Source organism: Lysinibacillus sp. NPDC097214 (genome assembly GCF_050277945.1).
Taxonomy (GTDB): Bacteria; Bacillota; Bacilli; order Bacillales_A; family Planococcaceae; genus Lysinibacillus; species Lysinibacillus xylanilyticus_B.
The window spans coordinates 458,915-485,247 of sequence record NZ_JBNNSS010000003.1; the positions used below are offsets into that span (position 1 = coordinate 458,915).

Annotated in this window: 27 protein-coding genes; 19 read left to right on the plus strand and 8 right to left on the minus strand. The window is 35.8% G+C overall.

What is annotated here, in order from left to right; genetic code table 11:
• Positions 1-97: 97 nt before the first annotated feature.
• Positions 98-1,219 (plus strand): S-layer homology domain-containing protein, encoded by a 1,122-nt coding sequence (locus ACQKMI_RS09385; protein WP_427488272.1) that lies wholly within the window; start codon positions 98-100, stop codon positions 1,217-1,219.
• Between the two features lie 652 nt (positions 1,220-1,871).
• On the opposite strand, the gene ACQKMI_RS09390 is transcribed toward ACQKMI_RS09385, so the two are convergent.
• On the minus strand, positions 1,872-2,321 hold the full coding sequence (locus tag ACQKMI_RS09390; protein ID WP_427488273.1) for a CotD family spore coat protein: 450 nt from the start codon (positions 2,319-2,321) through the stop codon (positions 1,872-1,874).
• 597 nt (positions 2,322-2,918) lie between these two features.
• Between ACQKMI_RS09390 and ACQKMI_RS09395 the strand changes: the two genes are divergently transcribed.
• The gene (locus ACQKMI_RS09395; protein WP_427488437.1) at positions 2,919-4,274 is read left to right on the plus strand and encodes a YjiH family protein; all 1,356 of its coding nucleotides are present in this window, start codon (positions 2,919-2,921) and stop codon (positions 4,272-4,274) included.
• A gap of 181 nt (positions 4,275-4,455) precedes the next feature.
• Positions 4,456-5,013, plus strand: a complete 558-nt coding sequence (locus tag ACQKMI_RS09400) for a hypothetical protein (protein ID WP_427488274.1) — start codon at positions 4,456-4,458, stop codon at positions 5,011-5,013.
• Positions 5,014-5,092: 79 nt separating this feature from the next.
• Here the strand turns inward: ACQKMI_RS09400 and ACQKMI_RS09405 are convergent, their stop codons facing one another.
• Genes ACQKMI_RS09405 through ACQKMI_RS09415 form a run of 3 tightly spaced genes read right to left on the minus strand, consistent with a single transcriptional unit; the run spans position 5,093 to position 6,999 of the window.
• Entirely contained in the window at positions 5,093-5,773 is a 681-nt protein-coding gene (locus ACQKMI_RS09405; RefSeq protein WP_427488275.1) for a hypothetical protein, read from the minus strand.
• A complete protein-coding gene (locus tag ACQKMI_RS09410) occupies positions 5,770-6,636 on the minus strand; it encodes an ABC transporter ATP-binding protein (protein WP_427488276.1) in 867 nt (288 codons plus the stop codon). The genes ACQKMI_RS09405 and ACQKMI_RS09410 overlap by 4 nt, the downstream gene beginning before the upstream one ends.
• A gap of 3 nt (positions 6,637-6,639) precedes the next feature.
• The gene (locus ACQKMI_RS09415) at positions 6,640-6,999 is read right to left on the minus strand and encodes a GntR family transcriptional regulator (RefSeq protein WP_427488277.1); all 360 of its coding nucleotides are present in this window, start codon (positions 6,997-6,999) and stop codon (positions 6,640-6,642) included.
• A gap of 276 nt (positions 7,000-7,275) precedes the next feature.
• On the opposite strand from ACQKMI_RS09415, the gene queF reads away from it, so the two are divergent.
• The 4 genes from queF (at position 7,276) to ACQKMI_RS09435 (ending at position 11,142) form a co-directional block, all read left to right on the plus strand.
• A complete protein-coding gene (queF, locus tag ACQKMI_RS09420) occupies positions 7,276-7,776 on the plus strand; it encodes a preQ(1) synthase (RefSeq protein WP_427488278.1) in 501 nt (166 codons plus the stop codon).
• Complete coding sequence (locus tag ACQKMI_RS09425; protein ID WP_427488279.1) at positions 7,776-8,411, plus strand: queuosine precursor transporter; 636 nt, start codon at positions 7,776-7,778, stop codon at positions 8,409-8,411. The genes queF and ACQKMI_RS09425 overlap by 1 nt, the downstream gene beginning before the upstream one ends.
• 279 nt (positions 8,412-8,690) lie before the next feature.
• On the plus strand, positions 8,691-8,942 hold the full coding sequence (locus ACQKMI_RS09430) for a phage holin (protein ID WP_427488280.1): 252 nt from the start codon (positions 8,691-8,693) through the stop codon (positions 8,940-8,942).
• Positions 8,943-9,036: 94 nt separating this feature from the next.
• Positions 9,037-11,142 (plus strand): DUF2339 domain-containing protein, encoded by a 2,106-nt coding sequence (locus ACQKMI_RS09435; RefSeq protein WP_427488281.1) that lies wholly within the window; start codon positions 9,037-9,039, stop codon positions 11,140-11,142.
• Between the two features lie 103 nt (positions 11,143-11,245).
• On the opposite strand, the gene ACQKMI_RS09440 is transcribed toward ACQKMI_RS09435, so the two are convergent.
• The 3 genes from ACQKMI_RS09440 to ACQKMI_RS09450 are packed head-to-tail and all read right to left on the minus strand — an operon-like array spanning position 11,246 to position 14,083.
• A complete protein-coding gene (locus tag ACQKMI_RS09440; RefSeq protein ID WP_427488282.1) occupies positions 11,246-13,189 on the minus strand; it encodes a hypothetical protein in 1,944 nt (647 codons plus the stop codon).
• Positions 13,186-13,626, minus strand: coding sequence for a PilW family protein (locus ACQKMI_RS09445; RefSeq protein ID WP_427488283.1), 441 nt, complete (start codon positions 13,624-13,626; stop codon positions 13,186-13,188). Before ACQKMI_RS09445 ends, ACQKMI_RS09440 begins: the two co-directional genes overlap by 4 nt.
• Positions 13,613-14,083 carry a type IV pilus modification PilV family protein gene (locus ACQKMI_RS09450; protein ID WP_427488284.1) on the minus strand — a complete coding sequence of 157 codons (471 nt, stop codon included), beginning with the start codon at positions 14,081-14,083 and terminating at the stop codon, positions 13,613-13,615. The genes ACQKMI_RS09445 and ACQKMI_RS09450 overlap by 14 nt, the downstream gene beginning before the upstream one ends.
• Before the next feature lie 414 nt (positions 14,084-14,497).
• On the opposite strand from ACQKMI_RS09450, the gene ACQKMI_RS09455 reads away from it, so the two are divergent.
• The 10 genes from ACQKMI_RS09455 to ACQKMI_RS09500 all read left to right on the plus strand — a co-directional run bounded on the left by ACQKMI_RS09455 (position 14,498) and on the right by ACQKMI_RS09500 (position 24,299).
• A complete protein-coding gene (locus ACQKMI_RS09455; protein ID WP_427488285.1) occupies positions 14,498-15,823 on the plus strand; it encodes a G5 domain-containing protein in 1,326 nt (441 codons plus the stop codon).
• A gap of 18 nt (positions 15,824-15,841) precedes the next feature.
• On the plus strand, positions 15,842-17,512 hold the full coding sequence (locus ACQKMI_RS09460; RefSeq protein WP_427488286.1) for a GspE/PulE family protein: 1,671 nt from the start codon (positions 15,842-15,844) through the stop codon (positions 17,510-17,512).
• Between the two features lie 12 nt (positions 17,513-17,524).
• Positions 17,525-18,571, plus strand: coding sequence for a type IV pilus twitching motility protein PilT (locus tag ACQKMI_RS09465; RefSeq protein WP_427488287.1), 1,047 nt, complete (start codon positions 17,525-17,527; stop codon positions 18,569-18,571).
• On the plus strand, positions 18,568-19,773 hold the full coding sequence (locus ACQKMI_RS09470; protein ID WP_427488288.1) for a type II secretion system F family protein: 1,206 nt from the start codon (positions 18,568-18,570) through the stop codon (positions 19,771-19,773). The genes ACQKMI_RS09465 and ACQKMI_RS09470 overlap by 4 nt, the downstream gene beginning before the upstream one ends.
• An 88-nt stretch (positions 19,774-19,861) precedes the next feature.
• Positions 19,862-20,317, plus strand: a complete 456-nt coding sequence (locus ACQKMI_RS09475) for a prepilin-type N-terminal cleavage/methylation domain-containing protein (RefSeq protein WP_427488289.1) — start codon at positions 19,862-19,864, stop codon at positions 20,315-20,317.
• 102 nt (positions 20,318-20,419) lie between these two features.
• Positions 20,420-21,394 (plus strand): type IV pilus biogenesis protein PilM, encoded by a 975-nt coding sequence (pilM, locus tag ACQKMI_RS09480; protein ID WP_427488290.1) that lies wholly within the window; start codon positions 20,420-20,422, stop codon positions 21,392-21,394.
• A complete protein-coding gene (locus tag ACQKMI_RS09485; protein WP_427488291.1) occupies positions 21,394-21,987 on the plus strand; it encodes a PilN domain-containing protein in 594 nt (197 codons plus the stop codon). The genes pilM and ACQKMI_RS09485 overlap by 1 nt, the downstream gene beginning before the upstream one ends.
• Positions 21,984-22,676: a hypothetical protein gene (locus ACQKMI_RS09490; protein WP_427488292.1), complete on the plus strand. Its 693-nt coding sequence runs from the start codon at positions 21,984-21,986 to the stop codon at positions 22,674-22,676. Before ACQKMI_RS09485 ends, ACQKMI_RS09490 begins: the two co-directional genes overlap by 4 nt.
• Before the next feature lie 60 nt (positions 22,677-22,736).
• Positions 22,737-23,489 carry a prepilin peptidase gene (locus ACQKMI_RS09495; protein WP_427488293.1) on the plus strand — a complete coding sequence of 251 codons (753 nt, stop codon included), beginning with the start codon at positions 22,737-22,739 and terminating at the stop codon, positions 23,487-23,489.
• A gap of 87 nt (positions 23,490-23,576) precedes the next feature.
• On the plus strand, positions 23,577-24,299 hold the full coding sequence (locus ACQKMI_RS09500) for a gamma-glutamyl-gamma-aminobutyrate hydrolase family protein (protein WP_427488294.1): 723 nt from the start codon (positions 23,577-23,579) through the stop codon (positions 24,297-24,299).
• A 181-nt stretch (positions 24,300-24,480) separates the two neighbouring features.
• Here ACQKMI_RS09500 and lexA read toward each other — a convergent pair whose 3' ends face one another.
• Complete coding sequence (gene lexA / locus ACQKMI_RS09505; protein WP_049668590.1) at positions 24,481-25,098, minus strand: transcriptional repressor LexA; 618 nt, start codon at positions 25,096-25,098, stop codon at positions 24,481-24,483.
• Between the two features lie 163 nt (positions 25,099-25,261).
• Here lexA and yneA point away from each other — a divergent pair, with 163 nt between their 5' ends.
• Complete coding sequence (gene yneA, locus ACQKMI_RS09510; protein WP_427488295.1) at positions 25,262-25,579, plus strand: cell division suppressor protein YneA; 318 nt, start codon at positions 25,262-25,264, stop codon at positions 25,577-25,579.
• Positions 25,576-26,241 (plus strand): YneB family resolvase-like protein, encoded by a 666-nt coding sequence (locus tag ACQKMI_RS09515; protein WP_427488296.1) that lies wholly within the window; start codon positions 25,576-25,578, stop codon positions 26,239-26,241. Before yneA ends, ACQKMI_RS09515 begins: the two co-directional genes overlap by 4 nt.
• Positions 26,242-26,333: the final 92 nt, after the last annotated feature.

Below are 26,333 nucleotides of genomic sequence, written 5' to 3' on the forward strand. Positions count from 1 at the left end.
CTGTATTTCCATATTTTTCACTCTATATATATTTGTAGCAGTCATGTAAACTATGTCTATTGGTAGAAGTTTAATAGTAGAAAGTAGGGGCAAACCAATGAAAGCACTATATGTTTTTTTATCTTCCCTTGTATTGTTTGGACTTATTTCTGTTTCTCCAGCAGAAGCAGCAGAAAAATCCATCGATATGTATTTTTTGGAGGATGTTGATTACGACCATTGGGCATACAATGAATTGGAACGCTTCTTGTATTCGGATATCATAGACGGATATGTGGAAACAGAATCGTTTGAGGAAGATGGAGAAGAATATGAATTCACATCCGTCTCTATAAAACCAAAAAATTCGATTACTCGTGCCGAATTCACTAAAATTTTAGTGAATTCGATGAATTTACGTGCAGGTGAAACAGTTAAATCGTTCCCTGATGTAAAATCGGCGAATTGGTATTACGAGTATGTTAAGGTTGCTAGTAGCCAAGGCATTATCAATGGTAAACCAGACGGTACTTTCCGACCGAATGACAAGATTACTCGTAACGAAATGGCAGTCATGATTTACCGTGCATTCGAGTCAAAGCTTGATTTTTCAGCAACAGGAAAAGTATTCCCGGATGTACCACAGGGAAATTTCGCCTATGAAGCGGTTATGAAAACGGCAGCTGTAGGAATTATCAAAGGGTACGGAGATGTTTTCAAACCTTACAATAATGCAACTCGTGCTGAAGCTATCGTGATGATTGACCGTGCCTTGCATCTAGAGCCCGAAACAGATGGAGATCAACTTGCGATCATTCAAACAGTTGATCGTAACATTAAAGATGAGATGAAATTCACTGAACAACAAGATTTAAAAGCATTAGAAGCACTTTATCGTGAAACGACAATTGGTTACCAATTAGCTTATTCACTTGATAGTTTGGATATGGCAGGTATGTTTGAAGAATCAGATACTATATTCAAGAAGGAACAGATTGGTGAATATGCGATCAATGCTGTTTCTATAAATAATCATTTTGCTCAAGTCCGCATGGATAACTTAGTATATAAAGTATCTTTGACAGCGCCAGATATGTCTTTTAACATGAAAATTGACTTATCAGGAACTGCTCATCTTAAGAAAAGTGATGATGGTAAATGGAAAATTTATAACGTTGTTCTTGATGAAGATGACTCTGAACAAGATTGGAAAGAAACATTAGAAACTGAGATCAACTAAGAACAAAAAAGCGGAAGAGATTCTGAACTGCCCCGTAAATAAAAGTTAGACATCAATCTAACTTTTACGGGGTTTTTTTTTGGCAAAAGTAAGTGTTGAACAACGTATTCAAGCGGTTCAACGATACTTAAAGATGTATATTATTTTAAAGCTTTCATAGACTTATAAAAGGATTTTAACGCTGATAAAAACGGCTAATTGTATTAGGGCTTTTATTTGTTAAACTCACCAAAAGAAACGATTCTTTTTCACGAACCTTATATTTCATTTCCAACCTCAAATAATCTTCAACAGCTACTCGTATCTTTTCCTCTGAATCATTCAATTCCACTCGTTGCCCTAAATAATTACTTTCTTCCTCTAATTACTCGAAAAAGGGAAGTAAACATTTCAAAAATGACGTTGTGGAACTCTTATCGATTTTCCCTAAACAATCATCGTAATAATCTGACAAGGGAAGGAACGGTTGTTTTTCCCTAAATACCAACCTTTTAATAAATCCTAGTAGAAATGTTAAGCATAATAAAAAATGTACACTACTAAAATTGAATTCAGTAATGTACATTTTTATAATAAGTGCAACATTATAAACAAGTTATGATATAACAATTACTTGTCTTTAATATTACAGAGTATCCTCATCGCTTCTATTTTAATAGCCCATATGATGATGGTACGGCATATGCTGCTGATGGTGATGATGATGATGATGACCATGACCATGATCCATGTGATGGTGATGGTGCCCCATGTGGTGCTGGTGATGATGTGGCATATGGCAAGGCTCAGGTGGCATTTCGCAAAGTGTATGAGTTTCACAACATTCATTCACGACAGACTCAGTGCAAGGGAAATGATACTGATGATCAATTATATGTTTATTAACTGTTGTTACATGTGCTGGCTGTACATGTGGTACAACTGTATGGATGTAGTTAGTACGTACATATTCCTCTTGTGGACAACAAAGTGGTTGCTCAAATTGAGTTGGACATGTCTGTGGTGGACAGCAATGTGGACCTTGAGCATGATGATGGTGATGCATATGTTGCATGTGATGCATATGATGCATATGCTGCATGTGATGCATACGTCTATCCATGGTAAAACCTCCTGTTTTGATAAGTTGTGGTTCATAATTAACATATGAGATGAAAGACAGTGTGGTCTATTTGTATGCCTATTAAGGGCTGGTTAAATCTCTTAGGCAATCAAAATAGGTATGATTAATGGAGAGTTTCACCAAATTTCAACTTCTTTTAGACGTCAGCTACTGTAAAATTGAGCTTTGTTAAAAAGTAATGATACAAAGAAGAAATGCAGATAATATTAGCAGAGAATAATAATAATATTAAAATTTTAGATTGAATAAAAATGCATTTTGTTGTAGAATTAACCGATGTATTGTAGGTTTACGATATTTTTTAGCTCATAAAAATGAATAATCGTGATTATTCTGAAATATTTAATGCATAGAAATTTAGCATTGCAGATGTTAATTATAAAAAGTAGTGTTTGGGCATTCCTTTATTACTTTTTAAAGGAATGTTTTTTTATTTTATCCTTCATTAACTATTGGAAATGCCAGATCGATGAATGAAACAGTTTATACAGATATACATTTCTTGATGGTTTACAGTACCTAACAAGCTTGATGTATAAAACTTCGAAAAAACCTAAAGAAATGAGGCTTTAAATGATGAAAAAATATCCTACTTCTTCATACTTTTTCTTCATAATTCCGTCTATTATTGGAGTCCTATTATTTATGACACCAGTCTTAACGGAAGATGGATGGAAAGTTCCGATTGCTATTTTAGCAAGTTTATTAGCAGGTTTTATTGCACCTGTTATTAGTTACTTTACTATAATTATGTTTGCGATTTCGGCAATTGGTTCACTCATTGCCAAATTTATTCCGCGAAATCATACAAAAGAGCCAAGTATTTTAGATACGTTATTTAATGTAAATTGGTTTTGGACAATTATAAGAGTCATCGGTTTAGTATTTGCTTCAATGGTTGTCTTTGATTTTGGACCATCAACGATTAATAATGAAAATACAGGTGGATTATTAATGAATCCAGACGGTGGTTTAGTAACATTTTTATTTACGATTTTCTTATTTGCCGGAATACTATTACCATTTTTAACAAACTTCGGATTGCTTGAATTTTTCGGAACGATGATGGTAAAAATCATGCGTCCTCTCTTTAAAAGCCCTGGTCGATCATCGGTTGATGCACTTACATCGTGGGTTGGTGATGGCACAATTGGTGTTCTGATGACGAGTAAGCAATATGAAATGGGGAACTATACGAAAAAAGAGTCAGCCATTATTGCAACGAGCTTTTCTGTAGTATCCATCACATTCTGTATCGTAGTATTAGATACAGTGCATTTGTCACGCTATTTTATTCCGTATTACTTAACGGTTGTGCTTTGTGGGCTTGTGTTAGCGGTTGTTATGCCACGAATTTTCCCGCTTGCTAACAAAGAAGATACTTATATCGACGGTACACCAGTAGATTTATCACGTGAGGAATTACCTGAAGGCTATAATTCTGTGTCTCATGGCTTAGAAAATGCTTTAGCCGTTGCGCATGCCAATCGTGACCCACGCCAATTTTTGAAAGATGGGACTAGAAATGTCTTGGATTTATGGGTTGGTGTAGCACCGGTCGTTATGGCATTTGGTACAGTTGCTTTAATGCTTGCTGAATTCACTAATATTTTTGCATTTTTAGGAAAGCCATTTGAACCTATTTTAACAGTGCTTGGTTTACCAGAAGCAGCTGAGGCGGCACAAACGATGGTTGTTGGCTTTGCTGACATGTTTCTACCTTCAATTTTAGGAGCAGGAATTGAAGCTGAAACGACACGATTTGTAATTGCTGTCGTTTCTGTGACACAGCTTATCTATATGTCTGAAGTCGGTGGACTTATTTTAGGTACAAAAATTCCACTGAAATTTTTAGATCTAGTTGTTATTTTCTTAATCCGTACGCTTATTTCACTACCAATCGCAGCATTAGTTGCACATATACTCTTTTAGACTAAAAAGGCAATTGTTCGTTCTTAGTAACACGAACAATTGCTTTTTTCTATAGTAAAGTCCGCGCGAAAAAGGAGAATAGCTATAAAAAAATAAATAATAGTGAACAAAATATAACTTGCACATAAATTCATTGAGTTGGGAAAAACTACGTTTAAAGTGATGATACTGAGGTGATTAAATGGACAGAATTTTTTCTCTCTGCTTAAGTTCTTGTTATTTGTTATTTTCTCAACCTAGTGATGCCTATATAAAAGACTCGCCTAGTTCTTATGAAGAAGTCTATCCAGAAATGGGCTATAAATCGGTTGAAGCAGCTGCCTCTGATTTTGAACGGCACTTTCATCAAGGACTAAAGCTACCACTTCGAGTACCTCCTATTAGTTATACACATCATTTTGGTCGGTTTAATGATCTTGATGGTGACATGAATGATTTTTTTGAAGTGACATTTATTAATAATCAACTTCCTGAGCACCATTATAAAATAACGGTTCGACCTATTGAGTTTAAGTTACCATCTAAAAAGGAAAATATAATAAATACATTCAAGTTGAAAAACGGTACGACATCAATCTATATGGAAATTTCAGGTTTCAATGTACTTACTTTTGAAAGAGAAGAATGGCAATATATGCTGTGGATTGATAAAAGAGTTTCAAATAAGGTGACACCTGAAGTAATGGTTGATATTGCTAATTCCATTGACTATACAACGCAAGAGGATGAACGGGGTTAATTCAGCTAGAAATGCCAAGACCTATAGTTTGGTCTTGGCATCATTTTCTTTTTGAAAGTATTCCGAATAGCTTCTAGAATTATGCTGGATTGACAGAAGCATTTCGGATCGCCATTGTTATGATCGAGTAGAGGAATAGACTAAAAACTAATAAACCACTTAATAACGTAAAGGTAGATATATTTGATAGTAGGTCAAACAAAGGAGAATACCACTTGAAAATGATTGTAACAATCGGAATTAATCCGAGTAACCCTACAAAACTGTAACCACCAATAGTTCCTAAGCGATAAAAAACAACATTCAGCAAAAGGCCGGCTGTAAGGAAGAAGAGCAGTAAAACAGTATCCAATGCCATCGTTTGTAAAAATGATGGGGAGTTATTAAAAAATAAAATAGGATGAATAATGAATATGTTAGAAACGTAAGTAATTATTTTTTGTGTACAACCAATTATGAAGGCACCTACTAAGCTCCAACAGATGAAAAAGAGCCCCACGTTGAATATAAATTGCAAGCGACATAAACCAAGCCTTAAAAAATAGGACAAGGTTTTATTTAGTAACTTTGCTGCCATGATACTGGAAAAGATATAAACAGGTATAGAAATCGTAATGGAGAAAGAATAAATATGCAGTTCAAAAAAAGTATCTATGAAAAGCGACAATAGAACGATTGAAGATAAAATGCACCAAAAAGTTATAATTTGTTTTTTATAGCTTTGAAATAATACATACAAACTACCCTTTATTGTATTCATTTAATAGTCCTCGCTTTCTGCTGTTTACTTAAATACACTAACATATCCTGTAATGAAACACGTTCAAGCATAATATTCTGTGCTTCAATGGATTGACCATCAGTGAAGACAATTGCAGTTAGCTCCTGCATAAACGTATGCTTATAAATACTCTTTAGACCATAAATTGCCTGTTCAACATCAGAAGGAATACCTTTTACTGCAACAATATGCTCATGCCATTCCTCCGCAGTTTTCTGAAGCAGTAATTGTCCTTCGTGTAAAATAAGTATTTCCTCAAATAGCTCACTTGCTTCATCAATTAAATGTGTAGACAAAATAAAAAGTCTTGGATTCTCGGTCTGTTGTTCAATCAATAAGTCATAAAAGGTATTTCGAGCAGCTACATCAAGTCCGATATAAGGTTCATCAAAGATTGTAATTCCTGTGTTACTCGCAAAGCCTGTAATAATGCCTAATGCAGACACCATTCCTTTTGATAAATTGCGAATTTTATCCTTTGGATTTAGAGCAAAAACTTCTAGTAGCTCCATTGCAAGATTTCCATTCCATTTTGGATAAAAGAAGCTATTCGCCTTTAACGTTTGTGCAATTGTCATTTCCTCTTGAAAGTTTCCGCTCTCTGCAACAAAACAAATATCACGTAGAGTTAAAGGTACATTGAAAACATTCTCTCCATTAACAGATATGTTTCCTTTAGTTGTAGCAATAAGTCCTGATAATAAATTTAAGAATGTTGTTTTACCAGCGCCATTATGGCCCAAAAATCCAATAATTTTAGGTCCTTCAATTGTAAAAGAGATATTTTTTAAAGCTTCTTTATGTCTATATGATTTACTTACATTTTTCACTTCGATTTTCATACGTTAACCCCTTTGTAACATATTTTTTAACTCTTCATCTGAAATACCTAATCTAATTGCTTCTTTTTTTAATGGCTCTATATGTTGATTAAAGAATTTTTCCTTACGCTCCGCAATTAATATTTCACGAGCCTCAGTACTAACAAACATGCCGACGCCACGTTTTTTATAAATTACGCCTTTATCCACTAACTCGTTCACGCCCTTTCCAGCTGTTGCAGGATTAATTTGATATTCTTTTGCAAATTCATTTGTGGATGGGATGCGATCTTCGGGTTGTAGGTGTCCATCTAAAATTCCATCCTCTATTCGTTCGCGAATTTGTTGGAAAATGGGCTTTTCATTGTGTAAAGAGTGAATCACAATCCACCTCCTTGTGTTGATTGGTTAATTACTTGTGTAACTAACTGTATAACGTTAGGATATTTTTGTCAATGCCATATTGTGAAAAAATTGGTTGACTGAATGCGTTTATTAAGTTAATATAACTAGCGAATAAGAAAGAGGTTCATAGCGCATACCCTCTATAAAAAACTATGGATGACGTCATCTACGCCATATCCCAAAAATGCGGATATGGCGATTTTTTTTTATTTGGTTTCACGCAATGGACTTCTCACAATTTGAGGAGGCATTTTTATGGCAGGAAGAAATGAAGAACAAGGTTTACAGGAGTTAACACTCCTTGGCAACCAAAATACAAAGTATTTATTTGAATACTCACCGGAAATACTTGAAGCAGTTGATAATTTGCATACGAAAAACGATTTTTTTGTGAAATTTAATTGCCCAGAATTCACGAGTCTATGTCCAATGACAGGGCAGCCTGACTTTGCGACAATGTATATTTCTTTTATTCCCGATAAAAAGCTAGTGGAGAGTAAATCTCTAAAGCTCTATTTATTTAGCTTCCGTAATCACGGGGACTTTCATGAGGATTGTGTCAACATCATCATGAATGATTTAATTAAGCTGATTGAGCCGCGCTATATTGAAGTATGGGGTAAGTTTACGCCGCGTGGTGGCTTGTCCATTGATCCGTGGTGTAACTATGGTCGCCCAGGCACAAAATATGAAAAAATGGCGGAGCATCGTTTGATGAACCACGATATGTATCCTGAAAAGGTGGATAATCGTTGATGCTTTACTATTTAAATGGATTGTTTGTTGGCTTTTTAATTTTAGCTAATGTTTTAGCTGTTAAAGTGTTTAGTATAGGCGAATGGATGGTGCTTCCAGCTGCTGCGATTTTAATCATTTTTACGTATCCCCTTATTGATGTAATTTGCGAGGTATATGGTAAGGAAGCGGGTGGTCGTACGGTCAGAACAGGGCTTATGGCACAAGTGTTTGCAGTATGCTTCATAGCTATTGCCATTGAACTACCACCTGCACAAGCTTTTGTTCATCAGCAGGAGTTTGAGACAATTCTCGGCGGCAGTATGCGTGTCATTATTGCAAGTCTTGTAGCCTATTCGGTCAGTGTTAATTTGGATGTAGTCATATTTAACAAATTTAAAGAAAAGCATGGAAGCGAAAAGCTTTGGCTTCGAAACAATGCGTCTACGATGCTAAGCCAACTCATCGATACTGCATTATTTATTACGATAGCCTTTTTTGGAATAATGCCATTTAAGGTGTTACTGACATTATTTATCACACAGTATTTGTTTAAATTTTTGGCATCTATTGTAGCAACACCACTTGTTTATGTGCTAGTTTATGCTGCGCGAAAATTTGATAAACATAAAAGCTTCGAGCCATCTCATTACTGAGATGGCTTTTTATTAATCAGATAAGTAAAGCAGAAAATTGCCCTCAAAACATTCCGCTCATACACTATCTCAAACACCCCATGATAGATAGGTTTGAAAATTTTAATAACTCAATAGGAGCGATGCACATAATTTTACTACGAAAGTTAATGGCACTCGTGTAACGAAGAATCATCTTTAAAAGAATACCTCCTACTACACGTTTATAGCTCCATTTTTGCATATGTGTCACGTTACGGCCGAGCATATACTGTGGATGAGAAGAGGAGGTGAGCATTTATGAGAATTAACTGGAAGATCCGCTTTCAGCATAAACCATTTCTACTTGCGCTATTTTCGTTGATTTTAGTACTCGCACAGCAAGTAGCAGCTATTTTTGGCTATGATTTGACGAGTGCAATGAGTGAGCAGACAATGAACATCTTAAATATCGTTTTATCAATTTTTGTTTTATTAGGAGTTGTCGTAGATCCAACAACACGGGGAACCAGTGATAGTCAACGTGCCTTAATGTATCGAAGACCTAGATAAATAAAGGAGTAAAAATAAATCAAAAGTGTAATTTTACATTTTGGATAAATGTGTTATAATGATAAAAAATTGATAAAGTAGGGAGGACAATTGAATGTCGCTTGAAATGGAGCAGAGGATTGCCAAGCTTGAGCAGGAAATGATGGATTTACGGCATGAATTAGAAGGCTTAAAGCGTCAACAACCTGTTGAAAAATCAAGTGCCTTGAGTGCTCGGAAAACCATGGTTGATCAATTTGCACCAAAACCAGCGCAAAACGTAAAGCCAAATTCAAACTTGGAACCAAAGCCCGAAATAATGACAAATCCAGAAAAAAAGGTGCAGCCACAGCGAACATTGGAAGAGCGTATTATGTGGGCACTGCCAAAATTATTTATGGTCATTTTAGTGATGGGGGTGCTTTGGGGTCTTAAGCTCGTGAGTGAGTATGGCTATTTATCAGACGTGGTTAAAATTATCCTCGCCTACGCATTATCGGTAGCCTTAGCAGCGATAGCTTATGTGTTGGAGCGTAAAAAATTAGGATCATCAGCCATAACAATTTCTTTATACGGTGGGGCGTTTATTGTTGGTATATTAACAACTGCCGCAAGTGCGATATTGTATGAAATCATAGGTTTAACGATGGCGCTTGTCATTGCCATTGTTTATATCGGCTACGGTATTGTTATTAGCTATATAAAGAAAAACGAAGTACTAACAATATTTGTAGCGTTTACTTCATTGTTACTACCGTATTTACTAGAATATATGGATTTTAGTTCTGTTATTATCTTAATCTATGTGGTTGTACTATTTATGATGCTGCAATTTGTCATTCATCAACACAAGCAGAAATTGGCGCTCTATATAGCAACCTTTTTCTCTGTGTTAGCTGTCAGCATTATAGCGTTTATGAACCATGACAATCGAGTTGTTTTTGCAATAGGTTTCCTTGTTGTTCTAACTATTTTTTACACGAGTTGGTGCCGATTATATAATGCAGAGTCTAAACTGAAAAATATTCATGTCGGACTCCAATTCAGTCTAGGAATCTTTAGTTTAGTACTCCTGAACTTTATTATTAGACCAATTGAATATAGCGAAGCACCATTACTCATAGTAGTCGGCTTGTTTGCAGCTTTAGCGGGTTATGGCTATAAGCAAAAATGGCAGGAGGCATTTGATAGTGCCGTAACACTCGCATTTATTACACTATGTAATACGCTACTAGTTATGAATTTACCAGGGAATGTAGATCAATTACTGTTCCCGTTCATCACCTTTGCAGGCGTTATGATGAGTTTACGATTACGAGCAAGCATGATGAAGGTTGTCGGCTCATTAGTATTTACAATTACACTCGCTTTAAGCTTTATTATTCATGAGCCGACACCATTATTCAGCATCGATCATGTTAGCTTGATCATGCCGGGAATATATCTCCTAATTATTTATGTATATGCGAGACGTCCAAAAGAGACACTGACATCCTTTGAAAAGTTTATGAAGGAAATGTGTATGGTTGATATTGTAGCCGTTATTACGGCTGGTTATTTCTTAGCCTATGTTGGAAAGCTGGATGGAACGTACTTTGCAAGTGTTGGTAATATCCCGCATCTAACGAGTATGATCCTCGCTTTACTTTTCGCGGGATCACTTTTAGTACCAACAAAATACAAAGGGCGTGCATTAACGCCAGTCCTTAGTGGATTTTTCATTCTCTTCACCGTAATGCTTGGAATTATTCCGTACTATATGCAGGGTATCGAGTGGCTAAACATAGTAACAAGAATCGTGTATATTGCTGTGATCGTAGCAATTATGATTGATTTACTGATGAAGGGGCGCATTTATCAAATTTATCAAGAGAAAATAGAGAAACTTCTGGACCCAATTGTAAGTGCAGGCGTTGTGCTTACGATGATATCCGTTTGGGGGCTCATATACCAACTTTCCTATAATAGTTTGCTTGATTGGAAACTAAGCATTGCCTTTTCAACGATTACATTATTCCTGACAGCCAGTATTTCACTATGGCTTAGCACAGTGCGTAACTTACCAACATTACGCCTAACAGGTTTTGTTATTTTAGTGATTGCGTTTATTAAGCTTATATTCTTTGATTTGTCAGCTTTAGACTTATTAATACGAGCTGTCCTGTTTATTTCGATAGGTGGGATTGGGTTGTTGTTGTCCGGTAGGTTGTTGAAGAAATGAAAGAAAAGAGATTCCAAAGTTTTTTGGAATCTCTTTTAAAATCTTCAGACAAATAGGCTAGAACTCTTTCGGATTTCTTATATTCTTTTTTGCACATAGAAGTCTACGGAGTTTCTATTGGTGCATCAGGGTTAATAAAGTCACCATTTGTAGAATATTTTTGTTTTTCTGATGGAGGAAATAGATCTAAATTTAATTTAGATTTATCAAATTTATGGCGTGTGTTTGAGCCAACTGCATCAATCTTATTTCCTATGACAGTTCCAAAAATCTGTGAACTACCACTGAAATTTAAAGAAGCATTAGGAACTAATATAACACTATGGTGATCTTCATTGCCAAACATGGTATTTCCACTGACTTCCATAGTTTTATTACTAGCAATTAATAGATTTCCTGAAATATGACCATCAGAAGATATACTTACAGCACTATTTTTGACATATAAGTTACTTTCAAATTTTTTAGAAACATCTATAGCACTAAGTCCCTCATAGTAAACTGTTGTATCAAAAGGTCTTCTTTCTTTACTAGAATAAAGATTTACAATAGATAGATCATTTTTCACCAGTAGATTTAATTTACCAGTACCTTTAATTTGAATATGTCCATTGCTTGCATTTAAGTGATCGATAACAAGAGTCCTATTTTGATTACCAACATCAATCGTTAAAGTTAGATTGCTGTTAATCGAGACATTTTTTATATAACTATTATTAGTTAGAGTAATTGTTTTTGCTTTGCCTCCACTAAGTGATAAGTCAGGTATCGTTTCAAAATTTGAACTATCAACATTTAGAAATGGAGGAAGCTCAGGTATTTGTGCATTTACAAATGACTGACTTTCACATTTATTATTATTCTGGGTTTCTTGCCTACCACTTACTTTGTTTAAATAGTAGTTAAAATCTATATTTTCACTAGCTAAATATTGATTAAACTTTTCTTCGCTCTCAGCTTTAATATTAGTAGTATTATCGCCTTTATGATAAACAATATCACCCATCGAATATCTTTTTCTTCCTAAACCCGTAGCCCAGTCTGTCGTATCTTTAACACTTTCTTTCCCAAATATCACGCCGCTAATCTTGGAACCTTGTTCATTTAAAAAGTTTTTATGAGCATATACAAATCCATCTGCTTTTGTCGTAGTAATGCCTACCTTAAGGTTAATGTTACCCATAGAAAAAACATTACCGTAAATATGTGGAGATCCACCGTAAGCTATTATATTGCCTCTAGAAATTATATCTTTATTAAATGTTGCTCCATTTTTAATAGTTATATTATTTAATGATAATACATCACCGTTAATGGTGGATGTATTAGTAAATGTAATTGCTCCTTTTGCATAAATATTCTTTCCGAAAGTACCTGTATTGTTAATTGTTAAATCATTTAATGAAACAATGTCAGCATCAGTATTTAGTGTATTCGTTGTTGTAAATGAGTTTGTTAACATGCCATAGCAGAAATTATAGTTAGTGGAAGGTGGATTTTCTTCATCTTCTGATTTTTCCTTCGCAGGTTTTTTTATCGTAAAGGCTTGCGATAGAGTTCTAGAGGTTCCATCAATTTTTGCTACAGATTTTAAGGTATAAGTATTTGGTTGATCTTCTTTTATTAATGTTACCTGAGATGAAGGTTGAAGCCCTTTTTGTTTTTCGTAATTTGTAACTTCAGCCCATTTCCCATCTTCAAGTCCATTTATTTTGTGAGTCAAATATTCATCTGCTAGCTCGAGGTATTCTTTTTCAATTTTATCCCCATCTGTTTCTATATCAAAATTCGCATCATTATTATACTTGTTTAAAAATGGAATTAAGACAGACTCAAGTTCATTACTAATTTCTGCTCTCTTTACATTTAAATCAGCCTCGGCAATATAAAATACAGACTGGTCATTTCGTTCATGCTTCGTAATATTTAACGTGTTTGATGTTATGAACATTAATCCGAGCCCTAGTACTGAAATTAAAACAATAACGAAGAGGGCAATTAGAAAAGTATAACCATGTTCATTTTTTAGTAAATATTTGTGTCTCATTTTATTCCCGCCTTTCTTAAATATAATTCAGCAGAAAATTTTTTACCTTGTACATTTGTAATTATTATTGTAATGGCTTGCCCATTAAGACTAATTTTAAAATCCAGAACATCTGTAGAGAAAATAACACCATTTCTATTTATGCTTTGTTTCTCTTTATCTAAAACAAATTGTATTTCTCCTTCAATTCCTCTGTTAATAGTTAATTCTGTTGGGTAATTTGAGGAAACAGTGTTTGGATTTTTACGTATTTCTTTTGTAATGACCTTTAATGCATAGGCGGCATCATTAATGCTTTTATTTGTATCGGCTTGTTTGTGATAATTAGTCGAGCTTTGGGAAAGGGCGGAATAAATTATTAGGGCGATCAAGCTTGAAATGACGATAACGGCTAAAACTTCGACGAGTGTTAAGCCAGATTCTTTATGTATCTTCATTATCTAGCCTCCATTCATATATGCTCTCCATTTGAGCTTTTATAGCAGCGTTTTCGCATGCTTTACCTTTTTCACATGCATATATAGTAAAGCGAGTTAGATTTTTATCTAAATCCTCATATTTAATCTTAAGTCTATAGTTAAATACATCGCCTTCTTTCGTAAAGGACTCCAAGTCTTGTTTAAAACCAATACTTGTAACGGCTAGAATAATATCTTTTCTTTTTTTAATACTAGTATCATTTTTTTTGATTAATGTACTTTGAGTAATGTTATAAAGCTCTTCCATTTCCTTCTGAGCATAGTAAGTAGCATCAAAGATGGTGCTGGATGTCTTCGTTGTTTTCGCGGTACTAATAAAAAATGAGAAAAAGCTTAGTAAAATAATCGTGATGATTACGAGCGAAGCGAGAACTTCAACAAGTGTAAATCCTTGTTGCTTTTTTTTTATAAACATAAAATCACTTCCAATCTTAAATAAAATATAAACTTCTACATAACAATCGTGTTCAATAATTCAAATTTCCTATTATTTTAGTCAAAAAAATATGTATCTACAGTACAGGTGGAATTTTTAGGGTCTATTATACTTCGGACTAGTTTAATTAGTCTAAATCCCATCCTCTAAGGAAATGAGTGTTTGTTAAATATTTTAATGATGAAACTTAACAACTATTTGTGTTTTATAGGTCTGATAACCCAATTTCTTCTTTTGTTTTAAATTAAAATAAAAAGTAATAAGTACTTTACTAGTTTGTTATGGAAAAAGTAATGGATTTTATAACTAAATTATAGTATTTTTTATATATCAAAAGCAATAATTAATGAGGACATTTACTCATGTTGATTTTCGAGCGAAAGGTGAGTGTCGATGAATAGAATAATAAAAATAGTAGGAATAGTCGTTTTGTTATTTACATTAATTTGGGTAAGTCTATCTCTAGTACTAGAAAATAGTATTGTATTTGCAAAAGGTGATAGTAGTTTGTCGACAATCGGCGATATTGATATAGGTGATTTAGAGGAAAATGAGTTAGAAACTTTCCTTCAAGACGCCGTTCATGAGTGGTCCGAAACACCTATTACTGTAAGTGCGGGAGAGGTAAGTATTACTTTTCCTTCTAATAGTTTGTCGTTCGATATATCCTCAGCAGTTGCTCAGTACAAGTCATTGACAGGAAAACCTTGGTATGCATTTTGGCAAAAAGAAAAAGCAGTACATATTCCTATTCCAGTAACAGCCAACGAAACAGTAATGCAACAAATTGATGCAGTTGGTGTTTGGGATACAGAAAAAACAGTTCTACAAATAACTACACAGGCGGGCCTTTTAAAAGATCATAAAATGAAAGCGGCTGTCAATGAGGATTTTAGGCAGGCTGAGGAAAGAATCGCTTTTCAAGTTGCAGAGATACCAGAGGCAGTCCAAGGAATATCCGAAATTACACCATTATTAAATGAAGTGTTAATTGTTCCAGATCAACCGATGTCATTACTTGCTGTTCTAGGTAAACAATCAGAAATGGTAAATGAAGATAGCCTAAATTTTATTGCATCTGTCCTTTATAGTGTGGTACTTCAGACCGACTATGAAATTTTAGAGCGTCATTCTCTACAAATCGTACCTTCATACTTGCAACAAGGCATGGTAGCAGATGTAAATCCTTTTTTAGAAAAAGATCTCCAGTTTATTAATAAATCAAAAAAAACTGGGAGACTGAAAACAACGCTTGAAGGAAATAAATTGAAAATAGAAATCTTTGCGCCAACAAAGGACAAGGAGATTGAAGTTCATGTAAGCAAAGATAAAATTGTTAAACCACGTATTATTTATCGCTATACGGATGAATTAAAGGCCGGTCAAGAGCGTGTAGAGCAAGAAGGTCAAGAAGGTGTTCGTATTGAGGTTTACCGTTCGATTGTCGAAAATGGTGCAACGAAAGAACAATTAGTAAGCAAAGATTACTATGCCCCACAGAATTGGATAGTGACTCGTTCATCGAAAGAACCTGTCTCTGTAACTGCTCCAATACAAAATGAAGGGACATCAGATCCAGATTTACAAATGGATTTAAATGGCGATGGATTACCGGATACTGAGGAATCGGATGCAGTCAATTCTACACAAAAAGATGGACCTGAAATTGTCTCTGGCTACTATGACAAAGGTGGTAATTTCGTACAAACAAGTCCTTAATGATTGGGGGGATTGCATATGGCAGCAAAGGCAGGGCGTAAACGTTTAGGAGATTTACTTGTTGAATCAGGCGTAATTACAGTAGAGCAATTGGATTACGCATTAAAAACAAAATTGAGAAATGAAAAGTTAGGAGATTTTCTTATTAAAGAGAATTTCTTAACGGAGCAGCAACTTATTGAAGTATTAGAATTTCAGCTAGGCATTCCACATATTAATTTAAATCAATTTTCGATAAGTCCTGAATTATTGCAATTAATTCCAGCGGAGCTTGCGAAGCGGACAAATATTATGCCCATTCGTAAAGAGAGAAATAAATTATTTATCGCAATGGAAGATCCTATGGATTATTTTGCAATAGAGGAAGTACGAATGACAACTGGCTGTCAAATAGAGACGAGTATCGCAGCCAAAGATGATTTATATCGCACAATTACAAAATACTACGATTTACAGGAATCTATGGATGCGGCGCTATTAGACATTGGAGCGACGGTGTCTGATACGCAGGAAGAAATCGAAAATGAAGATTCTCCGATTGTTCGATTAGTGAATCAGGTCATAGCGAACGGGGTAGCACAGCGAGCAAGCGATATTCATTTTGATCCACATGAAACGGAACTACGTGTGCGTTATCGAGTAGATGGTGTTCTTCGTACGGAACGATCATTACCCAAGCATATGCAAAATGTTGTGCTAGCTCGTATAAAAATTATGGGTAACTTAAACATTACTGAAAACCGTATTCCACAGGACGGTCGTATTAAGACCAATGTTAATTTCAGACCTGTAGATATTCGATTATCAACATTGCCAACCGTTTATGGGGAAAAGGTCGTTATGCGAATTTTAGATTTAACAAATGCGGCAAATGATATTGAAAAACTAGGCTTTAGTGAGGGTAATGAGGCTCTTTTCCGCAAAATGATCGCTCATCCAAATGGCATTATGCTGATCACTGGACCAACAGGCTCAGGTAAGTCATCCACTTTATATGCGGCTCTTTCTCATTTAAATGAGGAGGGGGTAAATATTATTACGGTAGAGGACCCTGTCGAGTATCAATTAGATGGCATCAACCAGATCCAAGTAAAGGAAGAGGTTGGTTTAACATTTGCAGTCGGTTTACGTTCAATTTTACGACAGGACCCTGACATAGTGATGATTGGAGAAATTCGTGATCTTGAAACGGCGCAAATTGCCATTCGTGCTTCACTGACTGGGCATTTGGTATTAAGTACTTTACATACAAATAATGCAGTAGAATCCATTTCCCGCTTACACGATATGGGGATTGAACCGTTTCTTCTATCCTCATCACTTATCGGGATTATGGCACAACGATTAGTACGTAGAGTTTGTCGAGATTGTGCAGAACTTTATGTATTTACTACACGTGAACTTGAAATACTAGAGGAAAATGGTATAGAGGGTGTAACTCATGGTAAGAAGGGGCGCGGATGTCCCGCTTGTAATCATACAGGCTATCGTGGACGTATGGCTATTCATGAAATTTTACCAGTCGATCGACAAGTAAAGGACATGATTTTGAGCCGTATGGGGGATATGGTTTTACAAGATTATATGAAGCAAAAGGGTTATCACACATTATTAGTAGATGGTCTTTTAAAGGTCGTAGCTGGACAAACGACCACATCAGAAATTTTACGCGTGGCAAGCGCAGACTAGGATGTGATATAGATGACAGCATACTCAATTGTAGAATTGCTAACAAGAGCATTTGAAGAAAAAGCATCAGATTTGCATTTAACAAAAGGCATTCCACCTGTCTATCGTATTCATGGAAAGCTCGAACAATATGGATTGATGCCATTAGAAACAGAAGACCTGAAAGAAATGGTAAAAGATATTCTCCCAGCTTATAAAAAGCAAGAATTTGAAGAAAAAGGTGAGACTGATTTTAACTTTTCATTGCCCGGAAAATGTCGATTTCGTGTGAATGCCTATCATCAACGCAATGAAGTAACGGTTGCAGCTCGCTTAATTGAAGCCCAAATACCGTCAATAGAATCACTCAATATGCCAGAGGTTCTATACAGGCTTGCAGAAAAACCACAAGGCTTGATCTTAGTAACAGGCCCTACTGGTTCCGGCAAATCGACAACGTTAGCCGCAATGATTGATCATATAAATGAGACACGTTCGAAGCATATTATTACGTTAGAAGATCCAATTGAATATTTGCATACACATAAAAAATCAATGATTAACCAACGTGAAGTGGGCGTAGATACTATGAGCTTTGCGAATGGTCTCCGTGCTTCTTTGCGTCAGGATCCCGATATAATTTTAGTCGGTGAGATGCGAGACTATGAAACGATTTCAACAGCTATAACTGCTGCTGAAACGGGACATTTAGTGATGGCGACACTGCATACAAGCAGTGCAGCCACAACGATAGATCGTATTATTGATGTGTTTCCACCACATCAGCAAAGCCAAATTCGTGTGCAACTTGCAAATGTCCTTCAAGGGATTATTTCACAGCGATTATTTGTACGTAAAGATGTCAAAGGGCGAATCGCTGCAACAGAAATTTTAGTACAAGCCCCTTCTATTTCAAACTTGATTCGTAACGAAAAAATACATCAAATCCCAAGTGTTATGCAGACAAGTAAGGCGCTAGGTATGCACACATTAGAGTCATCGATGCAGCATTTAATCGCAACAGGCAAAATTGCTCTAGAGGATGCAAGACCTTATATGAACGCTGGTGATTATAGTTGACGGTTTTTCGTTACAGCGGTCGTACAAAAACAGGGGCTCCTAAAAAGGGCATAATTGATGCACCAAATAAAAAGGTCGCCGTTGAAAAACTACGTACACAGGGTATAAATGCACGAGAACTTCAGGAGTCCAAAAGTATTTTACATAAGGATATCTCTTTAGGCCAAAAGGTAAAACACCAAGATTTTGTTATTTACTGTCGACAATATGCGACTTTAATTCGTGCAGGCATATCCGTTGTAGAGGCGACGCATATTTTAGGTGAACAAACTAAAAGTAAGCCATTAAAACGGGCATTAAAGCAGGTGGAAGAAGATATACGTAACGGTACATCATTTTCAGATGCAGCAGGTAAGCATCCGAAAGTCTTCCCAGTGCTATTTGTGAACATGATGCGTGCGGGTGAGGCGACAGGAAGTATTGATGATACATTAGATCGTTTAGCAGGCACAATTGAAAAACAGTACAAAATCAAGAAGAAAATACAGTCCACTATGATGTATCCAGCGATATTATCGTTTTTAACGGTAGTTGTCGGCATGTTTTTAATGGTTTTCATTGTTCCAACATTTATGGAAGCTTTTAAAGATATGGATTTGGAAATGCCATTCATTACTGTTATCGTCGTAGGGATTAGTGATTGGCTTATCGAATTTTGGTACTTTGTTATATTAGCACTTATTGTGCTAGTAGTTGGGTTTCACTTTTTCTATAAAAATAATAAAGAGTTTCATTTTACAGTGAATGTGTTTCTGCTGCGAATGCCTGTATTTGGGAAACTTTTACAAAAAGATGTGATAGCCAGAATGACGCGAACATTATCCACACTTTTTAGTAGCTCGGTGCCAATTTTACAGGCACTGACCATCGCTGAAAAAGTTGCTGGTAATCCCGTTATTGGGAAAATTGTTCTAGAGGCACGTGATAATTTAGAAAAGGGTGGCACATTATCAGAGCCACTCGAAAAAAGCTGGCTCTTTCCACCACTTGTGACTCAAATGACCGCCATAGGTGAAAAAACAGGTTCACTAGATTATATGCTAGAAAAAATCGCTGAATTTTATGAGGAAGAAGTAGATCGTGCTGTCGATACACTGAAATCTTTAATCGAGCCCCTTATGATACTTGTGCTCGCTTTAGTTGTCGGTATTATCGTAGCGGCTATTTTCTTACCTATGTTCCAATTATATGAAAACATGTAAATTTTAAAATATTTATAGATTGATGAAAAATTTTAAGGAAGTTCGTGTATTTACACTTCAAATAAAAAATATAAGGGGGAAACCTACTATGTTTAAAAAATTAGTAAACAAAAAACGACTTAACAATGAGAAAGGTTTAACATTAATCGAGCTTTTAGCGGTAATTGTAATTCTTGCAATTATTGCGGCAATCGCTATTCCTGCGATTGGTAATATTATTGATAACTCACGTTATAAAGCTGTAAAAGCAGATGCAATCAATGTATTAAATGCTGCCAATATCTATTTTTCGGAGGAGCCGAAACAAGATAATGTAACTGTAAAAACTTTATTAGATGAAAAATATCTTGATGCAGCTGGTAAAATACCTGATGACACAACTACTAAAGTAACTAAAGATAGCCCTAATGTACTAACAACGTCTGTGATTAACTATACTAAATCAAAGTCTGTGCAATTCAATGATGCATCAATAGACGAAATTAACAAAGACGAGCAAAAAGGTAGCAAAGAAAATACTTTAGTTGTTCCAAAAAAACCTTAGTCCTCCCAACCCACTCAGAAACGTTAACTTTAACGTTTCTGGCTGGGAACTGGATGACTAATTAAGAAAAATTATTGAATCAGGATAAGGAGGTCTTTTCACATGTTCAGAAGAAAGAAAAAATCGCATGTTTCAATAGAATTAAAGGATTATGTGCTTCGTGCGATTGTGGCGAAAGGACCAGAGCCTAGTCAGTGGGAGGGATATGAATATCCTCTAGCTGCGGGCATCGTTGAAAATGCGACAATTATTGATGAGGTAGCACTTTTTGAAATTATAAAAGAACAGGTAGTGAAATGGACGGGGAAAAAACAGCCTGTACGTATGTTTGTACCTGATACGACGGTGCTTTTAAAAAGTTTTGAGCACCCGAAAGATATTGAAGTGGCTGAACTGCGTGGTTATGCAGAGATGGAGTTAGGGCATTCCATTCATTTACCTTTCCAGGAACCGCTTATTGATGTTTATGATGCCGATTCTGAGGATGGTAAGGCAATGTTATTTGCTGCACCGTCAGAAGAAATTACGAAAATGGTTGGCATGCTTCTAGATGTTTCTTTAGATCCTGAAGCTGTAGACATTCGGGCATTATGTAATATTCGATTATTGGAACATATGGCATTGTTAGCTCAAAACAAAACATATTTAATTGCCGACTGGTCAATAAATGAACTTTCCATCAGTATATTTTCGCTAGGTCAGATTGAATTTTTACGTTATCAATCAATTGAAACTAATTTATCGCAATGGCAGGGCAAACAAGAAGATGAATTTAGTTATCAATTTGAATATAGCGACAAAGCTGATGATTATCATATGGTTGTAATGGATCAAGTTTTAGAAATAGATCGGATGATGAATTTCTTTAAATTCTCTTTACATAAAGGTGAAAAATCGGTGGATGAAATCATTATTCTTGGAGATAATCCACAGTTAACATCGATTAGTAATTTATTAGCTTCTAATTTAGCGACTCCTTTGACAGTTGTTGATGGCGCAAAAATAGCGAAGTTTTTTCCATCTTTTAAAAAGGAATTTTCGACATTGCTCGGCTTAGCTTTAAAGGAGGTTAAATGATGGTACCAGATATTAACCTTTTACCGCAGCTTGAAAAAAGAGCAGACTCTCCAAAGCTGTTCTATAGTTTGCTAATACTAGTGGTAGGTATCGTCCTTACATATTTAGTGTTTTTATATTTTACGGCGAAAAGTGATCTCTCCATGCTACTTGAGGAAGAACAGTCTCTAACAACACAGGTTGAACAATTACAGCAAGAGCTGGACGCAAAACAAAGTGTCAATCAAGGGTCATTGGAAGAGTCGATGCATTTTGTGCAGAGTGTTTCGTATCCAGTTTCTCCATTAATGGATGAAGCACAAAAATTATTACCAGCCTATTCGAAATTACGTAGCTATGAATTTGGGCAAGATTCAATTAACATTACTGTTGACTTCGAATCAATGCCTGACATTTCTAAATATGTAGAGAGACTTTTAGGTAGTCTTTACTTTACTGATGCACAAATCAACTCCCTTTCTAACTTTTATGTGCAAGTTGGTGCAGAACAGGAGCTAACACCGGAACAAAAATTTAAAGAAATTCCTCGTTACTCCGTGTCCATTACAGCGACCGTTGATCAAATGTACTTAGCTGGAGGTCGAAGCTCGTGAATAAGCTAACAAGTAGTAAAAAATCATCTATTATGCTATTAATAGCCTTAATAGCCGCTGTTTTATTTGCATTATATTACTATTTACTTTTACCTAAAATGAATGAGGTTGAATCGAAAGAAAGCGATGTGGATCAACTTCAACAACAAATAACTAGTTTACAAGGACAACTTGCTAAGTTCGATGAAAAGCAAGGTGTACCTACCTCAAATCTTTTAGCGATGAGACAAAAACTTCCGGAATCTAGAGCGATTGAAAAGATAGTTTTAGATTTAGCTGAGATTGAAGAAGTAACAGGTGCACGTATTGAGTCAATGGAAATTAATAATGATGATACATCTGTAGCACAATCAGATGTATCTGAGCCGAATATGGTTGAAAAAGCGGATGCAGAAGTAAATGGAGAACAAGAAAAAAATGCAGAGGAGGAGCCGCCGATTTCTTCTATTGCTAAGGAATCTCTTCCTGCTAATTTAAAATTAATTACCTTTAATTTAGAGGTCGCTGCCTTAGATCTTAAATCTCAAGAAAGCTTTTTAAAGGAAATTGAACAACTAGAGCGTGTGATGAAAACTGATGCCATTAATATTACAATACCAGGGGAACAGGATCAGTTGGAGAAGGACGCTGATTTAACGATAAAATCTACCATACAAGTAACGACGTTCTATTATGAAGGACAACAATAATTTAGATGGCGCGCATACTTCAAATGTATGGGCGTCTATTAGTATAGGAGGATATAAAAAATGGAGATTGCTTATACAATTACAGTTTTCATATTTGGGCTCGTTTTAGGCTCATTTTTTAATGTAGTTGGCTTACGTGTGCCTTTGAAGGAGTCCATTGTGCGTCCACCCTCACATTGCACTTCTTGTAAGAGACAGTTGACGGCGTTTGATTTGGTACCTGTTTTGTCCTATGTATTTCTTGGGGGAAAATGCCGTAGCTGTGGTCAAAAAATTTCTTGGATTTATCCACTGATGGAACTTATAACAGGCGTGTTTTTTGCCTTTGCTTATTGGAAATTGGGCTTTAGTGCAGAATTTTTCGTAGCATTATTAATAATTTCATTATTAGTCATTATTGTCGTGTCGGATTTTGCTTATATGCTTATACCCGATAAAGTGCTATTATTCTTTTTACCATTGCTAGTTTTTGGACGCGTCATTTCTCCTTTGTCTCCGTGGTGGGACAGTATAGTTGGTGCTTTGGTAGGTTTTGGAATATTATATTGTATAGCTGTCCTATCAAGAGGTGGAATGGGTGGAGGCGATATTAAATTATTCTTTTTACTTGGTCTCGTACTTGGTACAATACATGCAATTCTTACGCTATTTATAGCTGCTGTCATTGGTATGATTGTTGGAATAGTAGTGTTAAAAGTACGCGGACAGGGAAGAAAAACGCCTATACCATTCGGACCATCTATTGCTCTAGCGGCGATTATTATCTATTTTTATGGGGATGTGTTGATGAATTGGTATCTTGGGTTTTGGTAATTAATCAGTGGGGGAGTCCTTCGATGATTAATAGTCTTCAAGCTTTTATATGTAGTTAATGCTAGATAAGATCATGGAGGGGATAACATGAAACCAATTATCGGAATAACAGCTTTTGCGGAGGATGATTTGTCCTCAAGATTAAATGTTGCTTATAGCAAAAGTATAATTGAAGCTGGGGGTGTACCACTTATAATTCCGCTTGGAGTGGAAGAGGATGTAGCACAAATTTTATCGTTGACGGACGGATTATTACTATCGGGCGGGCATGATGTACATCCATTTCTTTTTGGTGCAGAACCTACACCAAAGTTAGGGAAGATTCATCCGGAAAGGGATTCAGTAGAACTTTCCTTGATTGAAGCGGCCTCTATTCGGAAAATGCCGATTTTCGGCATTTGTCGAGGGATTCAAATGCTAAATGTTGCGTTTGGAGGCACTCTCTATCAGGATATTGATAGTGAATATCATAGTAAGAAATTAATAAAGCATACGCAACAAGCGGCACGGAGCGTTGCTACACATCATGTTCATCTAATACCTGATACATTATTAACAACGATTATCGAGGAAGAAAAAATTGCGGTGAATTCATTTCATCATCAGGCAATAAACGTAGCAGCAGAAAAATTGAAAGTGGTAGCCAAATCAAGTGATGGTATCGTTGAAGCGGTAGTACACGAAGATTTACCATTTTGTCTAGCAGTACAATGGCATCCTGAAGAGCTAGCCATTGTAGGAGATGAAGCATCAAAAAAATTATTCACTGCATTTGTAAAGGCGAGTTTGAAATTCAAGGTAGAGGCATAAAACTTGATAAGCATTACATGTCTTATGACGGAAATTAAGTAAAGACATTGCTAGAGCGAAGAATCCATATAAAGTGGGTTCTTTTTTGTGTGAAAAATGGCACTCGAAAAATAAGAAAAAGAGGTATATGCCCATCAGTGAACATAAAATCCTCTTTTTATACTTTACTATTGAGATACTTTTAATGTACACGACGATAAAGACCTACAACATGCCCCAAAATAGAAACTTGGTCTACGATAATTGGCTCCATTGTTGCGTTTTCAGGCTGTAAACGGAAATGACTTTTTTCCTTAAAGAAACGCTTTACAGTTGCTTCATTCTCTTCAGTCATTGCTACGACAATATCACCATTATCAGCTGTTGATTTTTGTTTAACAATAACTAAATCTCCGTCTAAAATGCCAGCTTCAATCATGGATTCACCCATAATTTCAAGCATAAATAACTGATCTTCACTTGTCCCATAAATATCTGGTAGTGGGAAATATTCATCGATATTTTCAACAGCAGTTATCGGAGAACCTGCAGTAACTTTCCCAACAAGTGGGACATGTATAACATGTTGCTTTTGAATAGAATCCTCTGGCTCTAGAATTTCAATGGCACGTGGTTTAGTTGGATCACGTCGAATCAAGCCTTTTTGTTCTAAACGAGCTAAATGTCCATGAACTGTAGAGCTTGAAGCAAGTCCAACTGCTTCACCAATCTCACGTACAGATGGTGGATACCCCTTTGCGCGTACCTCTTCTTTAATGAACTCTAATATGGCCTCTTGTCTTTTCGATACTTTTTTCATGATTGCTCACCTCTTTTTTCTAATCATTCTACTTATTAATAGTATAGCAGAATGCGAACACTTAAGCAAACATAGGTTCGAAAAGTGTTTGACAAAAACGTTTGTTCGCATTATTATAAGAACATATATTCCGAACAAACATTCTCGAAAAGGGGTTATAAACATGAACTGGTTTAAAAAAAATCCACATATTACAATTTTATTAGGAGCTTGTCTACTATTTACAGCATATCTTTTTATAACAGACCCAGGCGAGGTTACATACGCAGAAATTGAAATCGAACATGGTGATAGCTTATGGTCGTTAGCCGAACAATACCGTGGTAAAATGAAGTCGGATGAATGGATTAAGCTTGTTAAGACAGAAAATGAATTATCGAACGTACGAATTATTGCAGGTAAATCTCTAGTGATTCCAGTAGTGGGTGAGGACCAACCCAATCCTTTAAATTCAATTGAAATTGCGAGAAATGTAAAATGATAACTAAACAACAATCGGCTGTTGTCTATTGCCGTGTGAGTACAGAAAAAGAGACACAAAGCTCCTCGTTAGAGCGTCAGGAGGAGGAGTTAGTACGCTATGCTAAAGAACAGGGCTACGAAGTGAAGCATGTTTTTAAGGATAAGCATAGTGGCTATGATGTGGAACGAGAAGGTTTACTAGAAATGCTCGATTTCATAAAAGAAAAAGAAGTAACAGCATTATTTGTGCAGGATGAAACACGCTTAGGACGTGGAAATGCTCGAATGGCCGTATTGCATTTATTGCAGAAAACTGAAACTAATGTTTTCTCTATGCGAGATGCGGGACCTGTACAATTAAATGAAATGGATACGATGCTCCTAGAAATTTTAGCAATTGTAGAGGAGTACCAGCGTAGAATCCATAATGCAAAAATACGTCGAGGTATGCGTCGTGCGGTTGAAAATGGCTATCGCCCTGAAAACAATTTATCTAACCGAGGAAATCCAAACGGTCAAGAACGTAAAGATGTCCCTATAGAAGAAATCGTCAAGTTACGTAATCGAGGCTTCACATTTGAGGAAATCGCTGTAACTCTTAGGGGGCTAGACTTTGACGTAAGCAAAGCTACTGTCCATAGGAGATATCGGGAACATCTAGAGGGAAACGAAATAAAATAACGTTTTAATCAGTGGGAGTTTTCCTACTGATTTTTTTCTTTTTAAAGGCTCTAGATGAAGGTGAAGGAGACAAGTAGTCACGATAGAATGGC

Excerpts from the sequence above, each read along its gene's own strand:
- ACQKMI_RS09385 (WP_427488272.1), top strand. The coding sequence starts at position 98 with ATGAAAGCACTATATGTTTTTTTATCTTCCCTTGTATTGTTTGGACTT.
- ACQKMI_RS09390 (WP_427488273.1), bottom strand. The coding sequence starts at position 2,321 with ATGGATAGACGTATGCATCACATGCAGCATATGCATCATATGCATCAC.
- ACQKMI_RS09395 (WP_427488437.1), top strand. The coding sequence starts at position 2,919 with ATGAAAAAATATCCTACTTCTTCATACTTTTTCTTCATAATTCCGTCT.
- ACQKMI_RS09400 (WP_427488274.1), top strand. The coding sequence starts at position 4,456 with ATGGACAGAATTTTTTCTCTCTGCTTAAGTTCTTGTTATTTGTTATTT.
- ACQKMI_RS09405 (WP_427488275.1), bottom strand. The coding sequence starts at position 5,773 with ATGAATACAATAAAGGGTAGTTTGTATGTATTATTTCAAAGCTATAAA.
- ACQKMI_RS09410 (WP_427488276.1), bottom strand. The coding sequence starts at position 6,636 with ATGAAAATCGAAGTGAAAAATGTAAGTAAATCATATAGACATAAAGAA.
- queF (WP_427488278.1), top strand. The coding sequence starts at position 7,276 with ATGGCAGGAAGAAATGAAGAACAAGGTTTACAGGAGTTAACACTCCTT.
- ACQKMI_RS09425 (WP_427488279.1), top strand. The coding sequence starts at position 7,776 with ATGCTTTACTATTTAAATGGATTGTTTGTTGGCTTTTTAATTTTAGCT.
- ACQKMI_RS09430 (WP_427488280.1), top strand. The coding sequence starts at position 8,691 with ATGAGAATTAACTGGAAGATCCGCTTTCAGCATAAACCATTTCTACTT.
- ACQKMI_RS09435 (WP_427488281.1), top strand. The coding sequence starts at position 9,037 with ATGTCGCTTGAAATGGAGCAGAGGATTGCCAAGCTTGAGCAGGAAATG.
- ACQKMI_RS09440 (WP_427488282.1), bottom strand. The coding sequence starts at position 13,189 with ATGAGACACAAATATTTACTAAAAAATGAACATGGTTATACTTTTCTA.
- ACQKMI_RS09445 (WP_427488283.1), bottom strand. The coding sequence starts at position 13,626 with ATGAAGATACATAAAGAATCTGGCTTAACACTCGTCGAAGTTTTAGCC.
- ACQKMI_RS09450 (WP_427488284.1), bottom strand. The coding sequence starts at position 14,083 with ATGTTTATAAAAAAAAAGCAACAAGGATTTACACTTGTTGAAGTTCTC.
- ACQKMI_RS09455 (WP_427488285.1), top strand. The coding sequence starts at position 14,498 with ATGAATAGAATAATAAAAATAGTAGGAATAGTCGTTTTGTTATTTACA.
- ACQKMI_RS09460 (WP_427488286.1), top strand. The coding sequence starts at position 15,842 with ATGGCAGCAAAGGCAGGGCGTAAACGTTTAGGAGATTTACTTGTTGAA.
- ACQKMI_RS09465 (WP_427488287.1), top strand. The coding sequence starts at position 17,525 with ATGACAGCATACTCAATTGTAGAATTGCTAACAAGAGCATTTGAAGAA.
- ACQKMI_RS09475 (WP_427488289.1), top strand. The coding sequence starts at position 19,862 with ATGTTTAAAAAATTAGTAAACAAAAAACGACTTAACAATGAGAAAGGT.
- pilM (WP_427488290.1), top strand. The coding sequence starts at position 20,420 with ATGTTCAGAAGAAAGAAAAAATCGCATGTTTCAATAGAATTAAAGGAT.
- ACQKMI_RS09485 (WP_427488291.1), top strand. The coding sequence starts at position 21,394 with ATGGTACCAGATATTAACCTTTTACCGCAGCTTGAAAAAAGAGCAGAC.
- ACQKMI_RS09495 (WP_427488293.1), top strand. The coding sequence starts at position 22,737 with ATGGAGATTGCTTATACAATTACAGTTTTCATATTTGGGCTCGTTTTA.
- ACQKMI_RS09500 (WP_427488294.1), top strand. The coding sequence starts at position 23,577 with ATGAAACCAATTATCGGAATAACAGCTTTTGCGGAGGATGATTTGTCC.
- lexA (WP_049668590.1), bottom strand. The coding sequence starts at position 25,098 with ATGAAAAAAGTATCGAAAAGACAAGAGGCCATATTAGAGTTCATTAAA.
- yneA (WP_427488295.1), top strand. The coding sequence starts at position 25,262 with ATGAACTGGTTTAAAAAAAATCCACATATTACAATTTTATTAGGAGCT.
- ACQKMI_RS09515 (WP_427488296.1), top strand. The coding sequence starts at position 25,576 with ATGATAACTAAACAACAATCGGCTGTTGTCTATTGCCGTGTGAGTACA.